The organism is Delftia acidovorans SPH-1 (assembly GCF_000018665.1).
Lineage (GTDB): Bacteria > Pseudomonadota > Gammaproteobacteria > Burkholderiales > Burkholderiaceae_C > Comamonas > Comamonas acidovorans.
In genome coordinates this window covers 6,133,750-6,149,937 of the sequence record NC_010002.1, presented here as the reverse complement: position 1 = coordinate 6,149,937, position 16,188 = coordinate 6,133,750, and the positions used below count along the sequence as shown (strand labels likewise).

Here is a 16,188-nt window from a genome sequence, read left to right as displayed (position 1 = left end):
CCATGCAGCAATCCAAGAGTGATGTCTGGGTCGGACTGTTCGTGCTGATCGGCGCTGCGGCGCTGGTGTTCCTGGCGCTGCAGTCGGCCAACCTGCTGAGCCTGAACTTCCAGAAGACCTATACCCTGACCGCGCGCTTCGACAACATCGGCGGACTCAAGCCCAAGGCGGCCGTGCGCAGCGCGGGCGTCGTCGTGGGCCGGGTGGAATCCATCACCTTCGACGACAAGGTCTTTCAGGCCAGCGTGACCATGGCCCTGGAAAACCGCTACGCCTTTCCCAAGGACAGCTCTCTGAAGATCCTGACCAGCGGCCTGCTGGGCGACCAGTACATCGGCATCGAAGCCGGTGCAGATGACCACAATCTCAAGGATGGCGACCGCGTCGTCGCAACCCAGTCGGCCGTTGTGCTGGAAAATCTGATCGGACAGTTCCTCTACGGCAAGGCCGAGCAGGGTGGCAGCTCCGGTGCAGGAGGCAAAGAATGACAACCAACCACCATGAACAGGCGACCGCGGGTCGCCCTGCCGCCCAGGCAGCCTCCTGGCAGCGCGCAGCCATGCTCGGCACGCTGGCCGCCGCTTCGCTGCTCGCCGGCTGCGCCACCGCTCCGGGCGAGGCGCGCAACCCCCAGGATCCGTTCGAGCCGTTCAACCGCAGCATGTACTCGTTCAATGACGGGCTGGACCGCGCCGTCCTGAAGCCGGTGGCCACGGCCTACCGCGATGTCACGCCGCGCCTGGCGCGCGATGGGGTGAGCAACTTCTTCTCCAACCTGAGCGATGCCTGGTCGTTCGTGAACAACGCGCTGCAGGGCCAGGTCGAGGGTGCCTACAACTCCATGGTGCGCTTCTCGGTGAACACGGTCTTCGGCCTGGGCGGACTGCTCGACATCGCCAGCGAGGCCGGCATCGAGCGCCAAAAGCAGGACTTCGGCCAGACGCTGGGCCGCTGGGGCGTGCCCACGGGGCCGTATCTGGTGCTTCCGCTGCTCGGCCCGTCCACGGTGCGTGACACGGCGGCTCTGCCTGTGGATGCCTTGGGCAACCCCCTGACGGCGATCAACGACATCCCGGTGCGCAACAGCCTGTATGTGCTGCGACTGGTGGATACGCGTGCACGCCTGCTCAATGCCTCGGACACGCTGGACTCCGTCGCCCTTGACCGCTACAGCCTGACGCGTGATGTCTACCTGAACCTGCGGCGTGGCAAGTCCGGCGATGACGGCCGCATCGAGGACTACGACGAAGATGCCGGCAAACTGCCGCCCGAAGACGGCGCAAAGTAAGCAGTTCGTAACATCCCGAGATGAAAAACGGTCCGCGCCTGACACGGCGCGGCCGGAAAAATGTGCAATATCAACCCGGTCCGGGGCATTGAGGCCCTGCTGGGAAAGGAAGAGTGATGATCAATCGACGTGCCTGGAGCGCTGCCGCGGCAGCCGTGCTGGCCATGGGAACCTGGGGCGCTGCGCTGCCCGTCCACGCGGCCGACGAAACCCCTGATGCGCTGATCAAGCGTGTCTCCACCGACGTGCTGGAAACCATCAAGAAGGACCCCTCGCTGCGCGAGGGCGATGTCTCCAAGGTCAATGCGCTGGTCAATGACAAGGTCATGCCTTATGTGAATTTCCGCCGCATGACCTCGGCTTCGGTGGGCCCGGCCTGGCGCCAGGCCACGCCTGCACAGCGCGAGAAGCTGGAGACCGAGTTCAAGGCCCTGCTGATACGCACCTACTCGGGCGCGCTGACCCAGGTCAGCAACCAGACCATCAATGTCAAGCCGGTGCGTGCTGCGCCCGGCGACATCGATGTGCTGGTACGCACCGAAGTGCTGGGCCGCGGCGAGCCCGTGCAGCTGGACTACCGGCTCGAGAAGTCCGGCGACGGCTGGAAGATCTACAACCTGAACGTGCTGGGCGTGTGGCTGGTGGAAACCTACCGCAACCAGTTCAGCCAGGAAATCAATGCCCGTGGCATCGACGGCCTGATCGAGACCCTTGCCACGCGCGGCAAGATGCCTGCCACGCCGGCCTCCAAGGGCTGACGGCCATTGACGCGCGCGCCATGCTGCAGCTCCCCCGTGAACTGACCTACCGCCAGGCGCGCAGCTGCCTTGTGCAGCTGCGGCCCCAGGTGCAGGCTTTCGATGGCGCCCAGGTGCGCGTCGATGCCAGCGGCGTCGAGGTCTTCGACTCGGCCGCCCTGGCCGTGCTGCTGGCCTGCCGCCGCACCGCGAAGGCGGCCGACAAGCAATTGGTGGTCGTGGGCTTGCCGCAGGGCCTGCAGTCCATGGCGGCGCTGTACGGCGTCGACGGGCTGCTGACCGACGCCTCCTCCCCCTCCTGAGCCGGCGCAGCGCGCCGCTGCAAAGAGCCCTGCAAGGCAGGTTTGGCTGCAAGGGCCTAGAATCGCGCCTCGCATGTCTGCCGTCTCATTCCAATCCATCTCCAAGACCTACCAGACCCCCAAGGGGGCCTTCCAGGCGCTCAACCACGTGAGTCTGGACATCGAGGAGGGCGAGTTCTTCGGCCTGCTCGGTCCCAATGGCGCTGGCAAGACCACGATGATCAGCATCCTGGCCGGCCTGTCGCGCGCCACCAGCGGCCGCGTGCTGGTCCAGGGCAGCGACGTGCATGCCGACTACTCGGCTGCCCGGCGCAAGCTGGGCATCGTGCCTCAGGAGCTGGTCTTCGATCCCTTCTTCAACGTGCGCGAGGCGCTGCGCTTTCAGTCCGGCTATTTCGGCGTCAGGAACAATGACGACTGGATCGACGAGCTGCTGCACAGCCTGGGGCTGACCGACAAGGCCAACTCCAACATGCGCCAGCTGTCCGGCGGCATGAAGCGCCGCGTGCTGGTGGCCCAGGCCCTGGTGCACAAGCCGCCCATCATCGTGCTGGACGAGCCCACGGCCGGCGTGGACGTGGAGCTGCGCCAGACGCTGTGGCATTTCATCGCGCGCCTGAACCGCGAAGGCCATACCGTGCTGCTCACCACCCATTACCTGGAAGAGGCCGAGGCGCTGTGCAGCCGCGTGGCCATGCTCAAGCAGGGCAACATCGTCAAGCTCTCGACCATGTCGGATCTGCTCAAGTCCGCCTCCTCCAACGTGCTGCAGTTCAAGACCGATACCGCCTTGCCGCCGGCCCTGGCCGCGCGGGCACGGGTGACCGGCCGCATCGTGCAGATACCCGCCAACGACGCCAGCGATGTGGAGCGCCTGCTCGCCGCGCTGCGCGAGGGCTCCGTCGTCCCCGAGGACGTGGAAATCCGCCGTGCCGATCTGGAGGATGTCTTCATCCACGTGATGAACGAGCAAGGCCAGACCTCGCAGGGAGTTTCGGCATGAACGGCTGGCAGACCCTGCTCAAGAAGGAAGTGCTGCGTTTCTGGAAGGTCAGCTTCCAGACCGTGGCCGCACCCGTGCTCACGGCCGTGCTCTATCTGCTGATCTTCGGCCATGTGCTCGAAGGCCGGGTGCTGGTCTACGACCGCATCAGCTACACGGCCTTCCTGATCCCCGGCCTGGTGATGATGAGCGTGCTGCAGAACGCCTTCGCCAACAGCTCATCGAGCCTGGTGCAGAGCAAGATCATGGGCTCCATGGTCTTCGTGCTGCTCACGCCGCTGTCGCACTGGGCGTGGTTTGGCGCCTACGTGGGCGCTTCGGTGCTGCGCGGGCTGCTGGTGGGCGTGGGCGTTTTCATCGTCACGCTGTACTTCGCCATTCCCGAATTCACGGCGCCGCTGTGGATTCTGGTCTTCGGCCTGCTGGGCGCGGCGCTGCTGGGCACGCTGGGCGTGATCGCCGGCCTGTGGGCGGACAAGTTCGACCAGATGGCGGCCTTCCAGAACTTCCTGATCATGCCCATGACGTTCCTGTCGGGCGTGTTCTATTCCATCCAGTCGCTGCCGCCTTTTTGGCAAAAAGTCAGCCATCTGAACCCGTTTTTCTACATGATTGATGGCTTTCGCTACGGCTTCTTCGGCCAGAGCGACGTGTCGCCCTGGGTCAGCCTGGCCATCGTCGGCTCGGCCTGGCTGGCGGTGAGCGCCCTGGCCGTGCACCTGCTGCGCATCGGCTACAAGATCCGCGGCTGAGGTTTTTCCACAGGCTGCGGCGGGCGCTGTGCCCGCATTGTTGAATCCACCCATGAACAGGCGGCCGGCGCCCGGCGCCGCCGCCAACCAAGGCCATGCCACGATGCATGGCAGGAAAGCTTTCCCCATGACTGCAGACCAACTCAAGGAACTGATCGCCACCGGCCTGCCTTGCGAACACATTGCGCTGGAAGGTGATGGACGGCACTGGTTTGCCACCATCGTCTCGGCCCAATTCGAGGGCCAGCGACTGCTGCAGCGCCAGCGCCTGGTCTACGCCACGCTGGGCCAGCGCATGCACACCGACGAGGTCCATGCCCTGTCCATGAAGACCTATACGCCCGCCGAGTGGGCTGCCCAGGCCGGCCAGGCCTGAGCCGGCGGTCAGGCACTTCAGACTCCTGCTGCACCGGTCGCCACGGCCCGTGCAGCATCTTCTTTTCCCCGATTTCCAGATTCAAGGCTGTCAGCCATGGACAAACTCCTGATTCGCGGTGGCCGAGCGCTGCATGGCGAGGTGACGGTCTCCGGCGCCAAGAATGCCGCCTTGCCCGAGCTGTGCGCCGCGCTGCTGTCGTCCGAGCCCGTCACCCTGCGCAACGTGCCGCGCCTGCAGGACGTGGCCACCATGCTCAAGCTCATCCGCAACATGGGTGTCAGCGCCGAGCACGATGACAGCGGCACCGTGCGCATCAACGCCGGCTCTCTGTCCAACCCCGAGGCACCCTACGAACTGGTCAAGACCATGCGCGCCTCGGTCCTGGCCCTGGGCCCGCTGCTGGCCCGATTCGGCCAGGCCCGCGTGTCGCTGCCCGGTGGCTGCGCCATCGGCTCGCGCCCCGTGGACCAGCACATCAAGGGCCTGCAGGCCATGGGCGCCGAGATCGTTGTCGAGAACGGCTACATGAACGCGTGCCTGCCCGGGCATCTCAAGCGCCTGCAGGGCGCCCGCATCACCACCGACATGGTGACCGTCACGGGCACCGAGAACTTCCTGATGGCCGCCGTGCTGGCCGAAGGCGAGACCGTGCTGGAAAACGCCGCCATGGAGCCAGAGATCGGCGACCTGGCCGAAATGCTCATCAAGATGGGCGCAAGAATCGAAGGCCATGGCACCGGCCGCATCGTCATCCAGGGCGTGGAACGCCTGGGCGGCTGCGAGCACCAGGTGGTGGCCGACCGCATCGAGGCCGGCACCTTTTTGTGCGCCGTGGCCGCCACGGGCGGCAATGCGCTGCTGCGCAATGGCCGCGCCGACCATCTGGGCGCCGTCATCGACAAGCTCAAGGATGCGGGCGCCGAGGTGTCCGCCGAGGACGGCGGCATTCGCGTGCGCGCGGCCGGCAAGCTCAAGGCCCAGAGCTTTCGCACCACCGAATACCCGGGCTTTCCCACCGACATGCAGGCGCAGTTCATGGCGCTGAACCTGGTGGCCGAAGGCTGCAGCATGGTCACCGAGACCATCTTCGAGAACCGCTTCATGCACGTGGATGAAATGCTGCGCCTGGGCGCGCAGATCACCACCGACGGGCGCGTTGCCACCATCACCGGCAGCCAGTCGCTGTCGGGCGCGGCCGTCATGGCCACCGACCTGCGCGCTTCGGCCAGCCTGGTCATCGCCGGCCTCGTGGCCAAGGGCGAGACCCTGGTCGATCGCATCTATCATCTGGACCGCGGCTACGATCGCATGGAAGACAAGCTGCGCGGCCTGGGTGCCGACATCGAAAGAGTTTCCCAATGACCATCACGATTGCCCTGTCCAAGGGCCGTATCTACGACGAAACCGTGCCGCTGCTGGCCGCTGCCGGCATCTCGGTCAGCGAAGACATTGAAAAGTCGCGCAAGCTGATCTTCGAGACCAACAAGAGCGACGTGCGCGTGGTGCTGGTGCGCGCCTCCGACGTGCCGGTCTATGTGCAGTACGGCGGCGCCGATCTCGGCGTGGCCGGCCTGGATTCGCTGATCGAGCATGGCGCCCAGGGCCTGTACCAGCCCCTGGACCTGAAGATCGCGCGCTGCCGCGTCAGCGTGGCCGTGCGCAACGGCTTCGACTATGCGCTGGCCGTCAAGCAGGGCGCCCGCCTGCGCATCGCCACCAAGTACCCCGAGATCGCGCGCAACTTCTTTGCCACCAAGGGCGTGCACGTGGACATGGTCAAGCTCTACGGCTCCATGGAGCTGGCCCCGCTGACCGGCATGGCCGACGCCATCGTCGACTTGGTGTCCACCGGCAACACGCTCAAGGCCAATGACCTGGTCGAGGTCGAGCCCATCATGGAGATCAGCTCGCGCCTGGTGGTCAACCAGGCGGCGCTCAAGCTCAAGCGCGAGCCGCTGCGCCACATCATCGATGCCTTCGCCGAGGCGGTAAATGGCCCCAGGGGCTGAGCCCGGCGATCCGGCGAAGGAGGCGCTTGCGCTGTGTTTCGCCGCGCATGGCCTGCCCTGCGAGGAATACAACGGCTGGCTGCTGCCTGGCGGCCAGGCACCAGGCGTGCTGGCTGATTGGCGCGGTGCCTACCTCGGCCATCCCCTGGTCGGTTCCCTGGCCGTGGTGGTCCGCCTGCCGGACGGGCACGAGATCATCGAGAATTTCACGGGCCTGGGTGAAGGCCTGCAGGGAATGCACGACGCATTCGGCCACTTCGCTGTCAGCGACCTGCATGTGATGCTCTCCGCCCTGTGGACGGCGCGCGATGAGGATGCCGTGCCAGCCGAGGCCTGGCAGGTCCAGGGCAGGCACTGGCAGGCCTATCCGGGCCCCTGGCATCTTCGCAACGATGCCCCGCTGCCCGAAGGCATCACTGAGCGCCTGCGGGCCTTGATCGAGGCCGAGGCGCTGGACAAGGACGAGGATCTGCACTGGTTCCGCTTCTTTGTCGGGCAGAACAATGGTGATTTCACCATTGAAGCGCTCAAGGACAATCAGAAGTGGCCCAGCGCTGAGGCCCTGCTGCGCGGCCAGGACTGGCCCCTGCGCGACGGCTACTACGGCGCGCGCCTGTTCTTGATACTGAAGCACGGCTGCGAGACGGCCTGCTAGACCCCAAGGAAACCACAATGGAATATGTAGCTGCCCCTGCCCGCCTGTCGACTGCGGATGCCAACTTCGAACACGATTTTGCGCAGCGCCTGCATTGGTCGGCAGACACGGACGCGGCCATCGAGCAGCGCGTGGCCGACATCCTGGCCGATGTGCAAAAGCGTGGCGATGCGGCCGTGCTGGAGTACACGGCGCGCTTCGACGGATTGCAGGTGGACGGAATGGCAGCGCTGGAGCTGACGCAGGCTGAGCTCAAGGCCGCCTTCAACAGCCTGGGTGACGAGCAGCGCGATGCGCTGACGGCCGCCGCCCAGCGCGTGCGCACCTACCACGAGGCACAAAAGCGCGCCAGCGGCGAAAGCTGGAGCTACCGTGACGCCGATGGCACCCTGCTGGGCCAGAAGGTCACGCCGCTGGACCGCGTGGGCATCTATGTGCCCGGCGGCAAGGCGGCCTATCCTTCCAGCGTGCTGATGAATGCCATTCCCGCCCACGTGGCTGGCGTGCAGGAAATCATCATGGTCGTGCCCACGCCGCGCGGCGAGAAGAATGCCCTGGTGCTGGCCGCCGCCTATGTGGCCGGCGTCACGCGCGGCTTCACCATCGGCGGTGCCCAGGCCGTGGCGGCCCTGGCCTACGGCACGGCCACCATTCCGAAGGTGGACAAGATCACCGGCCCCGGCAATGCCTATGTGGCCAGCGCCAAGAAGCGGGTGTTCGGCACCGTGGGCATCGACATGATTGCCGGCCCCAGTGAAATCCTGGTGCTGGCCGACGGCAGCACGCCGCCCGACTGGGTGGCCATGGACCTGTTCAGCCAGGCCGAGCATGACGAGCTGGCGCAAAGCATCCTGCTGTGCCCCGACGCCGACTACATCGCCGCTGTCCAGCGCGAGATCGACCGCCTGCTGCCCGAGATGCCGCGGCGCGCCATCATCGCCAAGAGCCTGAGCGACCGGGGTGCCCTCATCCTCACGCGCGACATGCAGGAGGCCTGCGCCATCAGCAACCGCATCGCGCCCGAGCACCTGGAAGTCTCCAGCAACGATCCCCACCAGTGGGAGCCGCTGCTGCGCCATGCAGGCGCCATCTTCCTGGGTGCCTATACCAGCGAGAGCCTGGGCGACTACTGCGCCGGCCCCAACCATGTGCTGCCCACCAGCGGCACGGCGCGCTTTTCTTCGCCGCTGGGGGTCTATGACTTCCAGAAGCGATCCAGCCTCATCGAGGTCAGCGAGCAGGGCGCCCAGACCCTGGGCCGCATCGCCTCGGTGCTGGCGCATGGCGAAGGCCTGCAAGGCCATGCGCGTGCGGCCGAAATGCGTTTGAAGTAGACACTCGCTTCCTGTTGGGCGAAGGCGCCGTCACCGAAAGGGGCGGCGCTTTTTGCTGCCTGAACGCTGGAGCAAGCGTGTCAAGAATTGACACGAAATCAGTGGAGCACGAATTTCGTGTAGACTTGCGCCCTGTGAAGAACCTCACCATCACCGTCGAAGACAGCGTGCTCGAATGGGCCCGCATCGAGGCCGCGCGCCGCGGCACCAGCGTCTCGCGCATGGTGGGCGACTTCATGGCCGAGATGCAGCGCCGCGAGGATGCCTACGAGCGCGCCTACCTGGCCTGGCGCACCGACGAGCGCGGCTGGGACGGCGGCCAGCCGTCATCTGCACAGCCCGCCCAGCGCAGTGCCGCGCTGCGCCGCGAGGGCCAGGCATGAACACCGTCTTTGTCGATACCTCCGTGCTGGTCGCTGCCGAAGACACGGGGCAGGGCGCCTTGCATGCCGCCGTGCTGCAGTGGCTGGACCTGCTGTGGCGCACGCGCAGCGGGCGCACCGGCAGCCAGTCGCTGTGCGAGTTCTATGAACAGGTCACCACGGCCGCCCAGCCTTTGCCGCAGGGCGATGCGCGCGCCGCCATCCGCCGCTACCAGACCTGGACGCCCTGGAAGACCGATGCCGCCACGCTGGAAACCGCCTGGGCCGTGCAATCGCGCCACCAACTGGCCTTTGGCGACTGCCTGGCCGTGGCCTGCGCCCAGCACAGCGGCTGCGAGCAGATGCTGACCCTGCACCTGCCGCACGGCACCCAGTTTGGCGGCGTCGCCATGGTGCACCCGCTGCACCAGGCGCCGCCGCAGCAGCAGGCCTGAGCGGCTTCGCTGATGGATTTCTTCCCCCACTGACTCGTGAAAGTGTGCATGCCATGACAGCTTCCATTCCGCAGGTTCAGGCCCTGGCCCTGGAGCGCATCCGCGCCGATGTCCGCTCCATGCATGCCTACCATGTGCAGCCCTCGCAAGGCCTGCTCAAGATGGACACGATGGAGAACCCCTTCCGCCTGCCCCCTCAATTGCAGGCCGCGCTGGGCGAGCGCCTGGGCCGGCTTGAGATCAACCGCTACCCTGGCGAGCGCCAGGAAGTGCTCAAGGACATGCTGGCCCGCTACGCGCAGGCGCCGGCCGGCAGTGCCGTGCTGCTGGGCAATGGCTCGGACGAGATCATCACGCTGCTGGCCCTGGCCTGTGCCCAGCCCCACGCCGAGGGCCGCGCCACCATGCTGGCGCCCATGCCGGGCTTCGTCATGTACCCCATGAGCGCCAGGCTGCAGGGCCTGGACTTTGTGGGCGTCAACCTGACGGCCGACTTCGAGCTGGACGTGCCCGCCATGCGCGCCGCCATTGCCGAGCACCGCCCCGCCATCACCTATATCGCCTATCCCAACAATCCCACGGCCACGCTCTGGGCCGAGGCCGATGTGCAGGCCGTGATCGACGCGGTCGCCGCCATCGGCGGCCTGGTCGTCATGGACGAGGCCTACCAGCCCTTCGCCCGCCGCAGTTGGGCACAGAACATGCGCGCCGACCCGGCCCGCAACGCCCATGTGCTGCTGATGCGCACGCTCAGCAAGTTCGGCCTGGCCGGTGCGCGCCTGGGCTACCTGATCGGCCCGGCCGCCATCGTCGGCGAGATCGACAAGGTGCGCCCGCCCTACAACATCAGCGTGCTCAACTGCGAGACGGCCATCTTCGCGCTGGAGCACGAGGCGCTGTATGCGCAGCAGGCCGTGGCCATCCGCGCCGAGCGCCAGCCGCTGATCGATGCGCTGGCCACGCTGCCGGGTGTGGAAAAGATCTGGCCATCCGAGGCCAACATGGTCTTGCTGCGCGTGCGCGATGCCGCGCGCGCCCAGGCCGAGATGAAGGCCCGGGGCGTGCTGGTGAAGAATGTCTCTGCCATGCACCCGCTGCTGGTCAACTGCCTGCGACTGACCGTGGGCACCCACGAAGAAAACGCCCAGATGCTGGCGGCCCTGAAGGAATCCCTATGAGCAATGCAGCTCCCGCACGCACCGCCGAAGTGCAGCGCAACACCGCCGAGACCCGGATCAAGGTCGCCATCAACCTGGACGGCACGGGCAAGGCCAGCCTGCGCTCGGGCATCGGCTTTCTGGACCACATGCTCGACCAGATCGCGCGCCATGGCCTGATCGACCTCGATATCGACTGCGAGGGCGACCTGCACATCGACGGCCACCACACGGTGGAGGACATCGGCATCACCCTGGGCCAGGCCTTTGCCAAGGCCGTGGGCGACAAGAAGGGCATCCGCCGCTACGGCCATGCCTATGTGCCGCTGGACGAGGCCCTGAGCCGCGTGGTCATCGATTTCTCGGGCCGCCCGGGCCTGCACATGGACGTGAAATTCACGGCCGGCAGCATCGGCCAGCTTGACACCCAGCTGGTCTACGAATTCTTCCAGGGCTTCGTCAACCATGCGGGTGTGACCATGCACATCGACAATCTCAAGGGCTTCAACGCACACCACCAGTGCGAGACCATCTTCAAGGCCTTCGCACGCGCCCTGCGCTTTGCGCTGGAGCATGACGAGCGCATGGCCGGCGTCATCCCCTCGACCAAGGGCGCTCTGTAAAGAGAAGCGATTGACTCCGGTCAGAGCTTGATCTGACCGGGCAATCCAGCCGAAAATCCGACCGAACACGCGCCACACGCTATGAGTTTGACTGACAACACCGTCGCCGTCGTCGATTACGGCATGGGCAATCTGCGCTCGGTTTCCCAGGCCGTGCGCACGGCCGCCGCCGACTCCGGCTGGCAGGTCGTGGTCACCGCCGATCCCGAGGTGGTGCTGGCCGCCAACCGGGTCGTGCTGCCGGGCCAGGGCGCCATGCCCGACTGCATGCGCGAACTGCGCGAATCCGGCCTGCAGGACGCCGTGCTGCACGCCGCTGCCAACAAGCCCCTGTTCGGCGTCTGCGTGGGCATGCAGATGCTGCTGGACCACAGCGACGAGGGCGATGTGCCTGGCCTGGGCCTGATCCCCGGCAATGTGCGCAAGTTCGATCTGGCGGGCCGCGTCCAGGCCGACGGCAGCCGCTTCAAGGTGCCGCAAATGGGCTGGAACCGCGTGCACCGCAAGCACAATGCCGGGCAGTCCCACCCGCTGTGGCGTGGAATTCCCGAAGACAGCTTCTACTACTTCGTGCACAGTTTCTACGCCGTGGTGCAGCAGCCCCAGCATTGCGCTGCAGAGGCCGACTACGGCGGGCGCTTTGCCTGCGCCATCGCACGCGATAATATTTTCGCCACCCAGTTTCACCCCGAAAAGAGCGCGGACCAGGGCCTGGCCCTGTTCCGCAACTTTCTGGGCTGGAAGCCCTGAACCCTCTTTCCCTCCCCGCACCGGCCGCTGCATCCCAGGCCTTCATTGCTCGCAAACCATCATGCTGCTCATTCCTGCCATCGACCTCAAGGACGGCCACTGCGTACGCCTCATCCAGGGTGATATGGACCAGTCGACCACGTTCGGCGAAGACCCGGCCATCATCGCCCGCCGCTGGCTCGACGCCGGCGCACGCCGCCTGCATCTGGTGGACCTCAATGGCGCGTTTGCGGGCCAGCCCAAGAACCTGGTGGCCATCAAGGCCATCCTCAAAGAGGTGGACGGCCGGATCCCGGTGCAGCTCGGCGGCGGCATCCGTGACCTGGACACCATCGAGAAATACATAGACGCCGGCATCAGCTACGTGATCATCGGCACCGCTGCCGTGAAGAACCCGGGCTTTCTGCAGGACGCCTGCAGCGCCTTCGGCGGCCATGTGATCGTTGGCCTGGACGCCAAGGACGGCAAGGTGGCCATCGACGGCTGGAGCAAGCTCACGGGCCAGGACGTGCACTCGGTGGCCAAGCGCTTCGAGGACTGGGGCGTGGAGTCCATCATCTACACCGACATCGGCCGCGACGGCATGCTCACGGGCATCAACATCGACGCCACCGTCAATCTCGCCCAATCGCTGAAGATTCCCGTCATCGCCTCGGGCGGCCTGGCGGGCATGGCCGACATCGAGGCGCTGTGCAAGGTCGAGGACGAAGGCATCGAAGGCGTGATCTGCGGCCGCGCCATCTACTCGGGCGACCTTGACTTCGCCGCGGCGCAGGCCCGCGCCGACGAGCTCAGGGCCTGAACGGCCTGCGCCTTCCCTTTATTCGCGGGCGCCTGTGCTTCACAGGCGCCCGCGCTGCATTCAGCGCCAGGGATTCAGGCTTTCTTTACGAGCAGGCGGGCATGGCCTGCCCGGCATTGGTGGCGCGCACGGTCTGCACAAACGCATCCCAGTAATTCGGCAGCCCGGCCCAGGGGTTGCCCACGCCGGTGCTGGGCTCGAACTCCAGCTGGGTCACATAGATCCATCCCGCCTGGTAGCGGGCCGAGGCGGCCGACTGCACGGCCGTCTGCATGGCCGCGCAGCCCGACACGTTGTGCACCAGCGAGGCCTGGTGACTGTTGGGCAGCCCGTACAGCCAGTCAAAACTCGTCGTGCGCGGATCGTAGGTGGCGTAGGTGGAGCCCTTGCCCTCGAACGTGGTCAGCACATCGGCCACATCGGCATAACCGGCCACGGGCACGAGGCCCGGGTTGCCGATCACGATCAGGTTGGGATTCTTGGCCTTGATGTACTGGTAGATGCTGCGGTAGAAGTCCAGCCGGTTGGTGGTGGCCGCCATCTCGTCAATGAAGAAGCCCTTGACCAGGCCCGCGCCGTAGTGCGTGAAATAGTTGTCGATATTGGCCTGGATGCTGGCCAGCGATCGCGTGCCCGTGCCATAGCTGGAGCTCACATAGCCCACCAGCTGCCCGCCCGCGTTGGCAAAAGCGGTGGCGGCGCGCGTGATGTTCGCGTCCGGGCCGCTGAAAATGCCGTTGGCCGGATTCAGGATGGCCGTCATCTGCACGGTCGGATTCGCCTGTGCGCTGGCCGTCAGCGCATTCCAGGCCGTGGCTCCCGAGCCGGTGGGATAGAAATACGTGGGCACCAGCACCCGCAGCGGTGCAGGCGCAGGACGCAGATAGAAAGTCTGCGAAGCGCTGCCCGTGCGGCCTGCCACGGTGGCGCTGGCCTGCACCTGCTGGCGGCCCGGCGTGGCGCCGGTCAGCGAAGCCGTTGCCACGCCGGAGCTGGTCAGTGCCGAGGTGCTGACGCCTGTGGCTGCGCTGAAGCTCACCACGGTTCCATCGGCGGCATTCACGCCGTCGGCCAGAACACCTGCGCGCAGGGTCAGTGCCGAGCCAGCAGTCACCACATCCCTGGCGGCCGGGGCCGTCCATTGCACGGTGACCGAGGTCACTCCGGGCTGGCCGGTGCCGCCGTCACCCCCATTACCGCCATTGCCACCGCCAGCGTTGCTGTCACCACCGCCGCCTCCGCCGCAGGAGGCCACCGAGGCGGCCAGGGCGAGCATGCCGAGTCGCAGGACAAGAGGAGAGGGAGCGTGGGAGCGTTGCATGACAGAGGAGGGCTGAGCGGGGGAAAGGCTATATTCAAGCATGAAAGTTACATCTTCCTTTCCCGCAGTAACAGCTTTACCTGCGGCCGCGCAAGCTCCCGGCGCCTGCGCTGATGCATGGCAGGGCCTGCCCGCCATCCGCCTGCGCCTGGCCTGCGGCGATACCGCTCTGGTGGCCTTGCAGGGTGCGCAGCTGCTGTCCTGGCAGGCAGGTGGCGAGGAGCAACTGTTCCTGAGCCCTCATGCCGCCCATGACGGCCACACACCCATACGCGGCGGTATTCCGGTCTGCTTTCCCCAATTCAACCAACGCGGCCCGCTGGTCAAGCACGGCTTTGCGCGCACCCTGACGTGGCAGGCCGATGCAGCACAGGCCGAGGTTCTTGCCGGCGATGGCTTGTTCCTGCGGCTCAAGCTTGCCGATACGCCGCAGACGCGCGCCGTCTGGCCGCACTCCTTCGAGACCTGGCTGGAGGTGACGCTGTTGCCCGGCCGGCTTGACGCGGAGCTGGTGGTGCACAACCGGGGAGACACGCCTTTGGCCTTCACTGCCGCCTTGCACAGCTACCTGCGCGTGGCGGACGTGGAGCAATGCCGGCTGCAAGGCCTTGACGGCCTGCCCTACTGGGATGCCGTGGCCGACACCCACCCCACGCAGCAAGGCGACGTGCGCTTTGGCGAAGAGCTCGATCGCGTCTACCCCCGGCCCGGGAAGACCATGGAGCTGGACGCTCCTGCCGGAGGCTTGCGCATCTCGCAGGATGCTGCCTGGAGCGAGACCGTGGTCTGGAACCCCGGTCCTGCGCTGTGTGCCCGCCTGGCCGACATGCCGCCGCACGGGTGGCGGCAGATGCTGTGCGTGGAGGCCGCCGCCATCGATGCGCCCGTGCATGTGGCGCCCGGCGCGCATTGGCGCGCGGCGCAGCGTTTGCACAAGCTGTAGTTCAGCGCCGGCCCTGCAATGGAAAAAGCGCCTGTGAACAGGCGCTTTTTCGTTGGGGCGGGGACCGGGTCAGCGGCGCTGCATGCGTTGTGCCGACTGCGCAGGGCGCAGGCCCGGGGTGATCTGCAGCTCCACGGGGCCTTCGCCACGGCGCACATCGAATTTCGCGGCCTCGCCGGGCTTGAGCGCGGCCACGGCGGTCAGCAGCTCGGACACATTGCGGATGGGTTTGTCGCCCACCTGCACGATCACATCGCCCGGTCGCATGCCGGCCTGGGCCGCGGGGCCCGCCTGCAGCACGCCGGTGATGATCACACCGGAGTCGGCTTTCACGCCAAAGGTCTCGGCCAGTTCCGGCGACAGTTCATTGGGCTCCACGCCGATCCAGCCGCGCACCACGCGGCCGTCCTTGACGATGCCGTCCAGCACCAGCTTGGCCGTGGACACGGGAATCGCAAAGCCGATGCCCATGCTGCCACCCGAGCGCGAATAGATGGCGGTATTGATGCCCAGCAGATTGCCGCTGGCATCCACCAGTGCGCCGCCCGAATTGCCAGGGTTGATGGCGGCGTCGGTCTGGATGAAGTTCTCGAAGGTATTGATGCCCAGCTGACTGCGGCCCAGTGCGCTGACGATGCCGCTGGTCACCGTCTGGCCCACGCCGAAGGGGTTGCCGATGGCCAGCACGCGGTCGCCCACGTCGATCTGGTCGGAATTGCCCAGAACGATGACGGGCAGCTTGTCCAGGGCGATCTTGAGCACGGCCAGGTCGGTCTCGGGATCGGTGCCGATCACCTGGGCCTTGGCCTGGCGGCTGTCGGTCAGCGTGACCTCGATGTCATCGGCACCCTCGACCACGTGGTTGTTGGTCAGGATGTAGCCGTCGGTGCTGATGATCACGCCGCTGCCCAGGCCCGCCTGCTCCTGCGTGCCCTGGTCGCCGAAGAAGAACTGGAACCACGGATCGTTGCTGCGCGGATGGCGCACCGCCTTGCTGGTGTTGATGCTCACCACGGCCGGCGCTGCCTTCTTGGCGGCAGGTGCAAAGCTGCCGGGGCTGACTTCTCCAACGGGCGTGGCCGGCGCCTCCAGCAACGCGATGCCGGCATTGCTGCGCACGGCTCCACGGCGCAGCCAGTCCGGCTGCAGGGTGGCGACGACAAAGTAGGCAGCCACCAGGATGGTGACCGCCTGCGAAAACAGCAGCCAGGTGCGTTTCATGAAGTGTGGTGTTCTGTGCGGGAGTACAAGGCCTCATTGTGAGGCATGTCGTACACAGGGCGGTGGTGGGCGCG

The 16,188-nt window shown here is 66.4% G+C and carries 20 protein-coding genes; 18 read left to right on the top strand and 2 right to left on the bottom strand.

Annotated elements, in window-relative coordinates:
* Window positions 1-2 precede the first annotated feature (2 nt).
* From mlaD to hisA, 17 genes are all read left to right on the top strand, one after another.
* On the top strand, window positions 3-488 hold the full coding sequence (gene mlaD / locus DACI_RS27995; protein ID WP_012207332.1) for an outer membrane lipid asymmetry maintenance protein MlaD: 486 nt from the start codon (window positions 3-5) through the stop codon (window positions 486-488).
* Window positions 485-1,288, top strand: a complete 804-nt coding sequence (locus tag DACI_RS27990; protein ID WP_012207331.1) for an MlaA family lipoprotein — start codon at window positions 485-487, stop codon at window positions 1,286-1,288. The genes mlaD and DACI_RS27990 overlap by 4 nt, the downstream gene beginning before the upstream one ends.
* A 116-nt stretch (window positions 1,289-1,404) precedes the next feature.
* Window positions 1,405-2,046, top strand: coding sequence for an MlaC/ttg2D family ABC transporter substrate-binding protein (locus DACI_RS27985; protein ID WP_012207330.1), 642 nt, complete (start codon window positions 1,405-1,407; stop codon window positions 2,044-2,046).
* 20 nt (window positions 2,047-2,066) lie between these two features.
* Complete coding sequence (locus tag DACI_RS27980) at window positions 2,067-2,348, top strand: STAS domain-containing protein (RefSeq protein WP_012207329.1); 282 nt, start codon at window positions 2,067-2,069, stop codon at window positions 2,346-2,348.
* A 73-nt stretch (window positions 2,349-2,421) separates the two neighbouring features.
* Complete coding sequence (locus DACI_RS27975; RefSeq protein WP_012207328.1) at window positions 2,422-3,351, top strand: ABC transporter ATP-binding protein; 930 nt, start codon at window positions 2,422-2,424, stop codon at window positions 3,349-3,351.
* Window positions 3,348-4,103, top strand: coding sequence for an ABC transporter permease (locus tag DACI_RS27970; protein WP_012207327.1), 756 nt, complete (start codon window positions 3,348-3,350; stop codon window positions 4,101-4,103). Before DACI_RS27975 ends, DACI_RS27970 begins: the two co-directional genes overlap by 4 nt.
* Window positions 4,104-4,230: 127 nt before the next feature.
* Complete coding sequence (locus DACI_RS27965; RefSeq protein ID WP_012207326.1) at window positions 4,231-4,479, top strand: BolA family protein; 249 nt, start codon at window positions 4,231-4,233, stop codon at window positions 4,477-4,479.
* A gap of 96 nt (window positions 4,480-4,575) precedes the next feature.
* Complete coding sequence (murA, locus tag DACI_RS27960) at window positions 4,576-5,844, top strand: UDP-N-acetylglucosamine 1-carboxyvinyltransferase (protein WP_012207325.1); 1,269 nt, start codon at window positions 4,576-4,578, stop codon at window positions 5,842-5,844.
* Window positions 5,841-6,491, top strand: coding sequence for an ATP phosphoribosyltransferase (hisG, locus tag DACI_RS27955; RefSeq protein ID WP_012207324.1), 651 nt, complete (start codon window positions 5,841-5,843; stop codon window positions 6,489-6,491). Before murA ends, hisG begins: the two co-directional genes overlap by 4 nt.
* Window positions 6,475-7,146 carry a DUF6348 family protein gene (locus DACI_RS27950; protein WP_012207323.1) on the top strand — a complete coding sequence of 224 codons (672 nt, stop codon included), beginning with the start codon at window positions 6,475-6,477 and terminating at the stop codon, window positions 7,144-7,146. Before hisG ends, DACI_RS27950 begins: the two co-directional genes overlap by 17 nt.
* Before the next feature lie 17 nt (window positions 7,147-7,163).
* The gene (hisD, locus tag DACI_RS27945; protein ID WP_012207322.1) at window positions 7,164-8,480 is read left to right on the top strand and encodes a histidinol dehydrogenase; all 1,317 of its coding nucleotides are present in this window, start codon (window positions 7,164-7,166) and stop codon (window positions 8,478-8,480) included.
* A gap of 134 nt (window positions 8,481-8,614) precedes the next feature.
* Window positions 8,615-8,863: a DUF6364 family protein gene (locus DACI_RS27940; RefSeq protein ID WP_043782827.1), complete on the top strand. Its 249-nt coding sequence runs from the start codon at window positions 8,615-8,617 to the stop codon at window positions 8,861-8,863.
* Window positions 8,860-9,297, top strand: coding sequence for a PIN domain-containing protein (locus DACI_RS27935; protein WP_012207320.1), 438 nt, complete (start codon window positions 8,860-8,862; stop codon window positions 9,295-9,297). Before DACI_RS27940 ends, DACI_RS27935 begins: the two co-directional genes overlap by 4 nt.
* A gap of 53 nt (window positions 9,298-9,350) precedes the next feature.
* Window positions 9,351-10,475 (top strand): histidinol-phosphate transaminase, encoded by a 1,125-nt coding sequence (gene hisC / locus DACI_RS27930; protein ID WP_012207319.1) that lies wholly within the window; start codon window positions 9,351-9,353, stop codon window positions 10,473-10,475.
* Window positions 10,472-11,077 (top strand): imidazoleglycerol-phosphate dehydratase HisB, encoded by a 606-nt coding sequence (gene hisB / locus DACI_RS27925; protein ID WP_012207318.1) that lies wholly within the window; start codon window positions 10,472-10,474, stop codon window positions 11,075-11,077. Before hisC ends, hisB begins: the two co-directional genes overlap by 4 nt.
* A gap of 81 nt (window positions 11,078-11,158) precedes the next feature.
* Entirely contained in the window at window positions 11,159-11,827 is a 669-nt protein-coding gene (hisH, locus tag DACI_RS27920) for an imidazole glycerol phosphate synthase subunit HisH (RefSeq protein ID WP_013800802.1), read from the top strand.
* A gap of 61 nt (window positions 11,828-11,888) precedes the next feature.
* Window positions 11,889-12,629: a 1-(5-phosphoribosyl)-5-[(5-phosphoribosylamino)methylideneamino]imidazole-4-carboxamide isomerase gene (gene hisA, locus DACI_RS27915; protein WP_012207316.1), complete on the top strand. Its 741-nt coding sequence runs from the start codon at window positions 11,889-11,891 to the stop codon at window positions 12,627-12,629.
* Between the two features lie 85 nt (window positions 12,630-12,714).
* Here hisA and DACI_RS27910 read toward each other — a convergent pair whose 3' ends face one another.
* Window positions 12,715-13,905, bottom strand: coding sequence for a spherulation-specific family 4 protein (locus DACI_RS27910; protein WP_043782822.1), 1,191 nt, complete (start codon window positions 13,903-13,905; stop codon window positions 12,715-12,717).
* Between the two features lie 85 nt (window positions 13,906-13,990).
* Here DACI_RS27910 and DACI_RS27905 point away from each other — a divergent pair, with 85 nt between their 5' ends.
* Window positions 13,991-14,893, top strand: a complete 903-nt coding sequence (locus DACI_RS27905) for a D-hexose-6-phosphate mutarotase (protein ID WP_012207314.1) — start codon at window positions 13,991-13,993, stop codon at window positions 14,891-14,893.
* 69 nt (window positions 14,894-14,962) lie between these two features.
* On the opposite strand, the gene DACI_RS27900 is transcribed toward DACI_RS27905, so the two are convergent.
* Entirely contained in the window at window positions 14,963-16,114 is a 1,152-nt protein-coding gene (locus DACI_RS27900; protein ID WP_012207313.1) for a S1C family serine protease, read from the bottom strand.
* Window positions 16,115-16,188 lie beyond the last annotated feature (74 nt).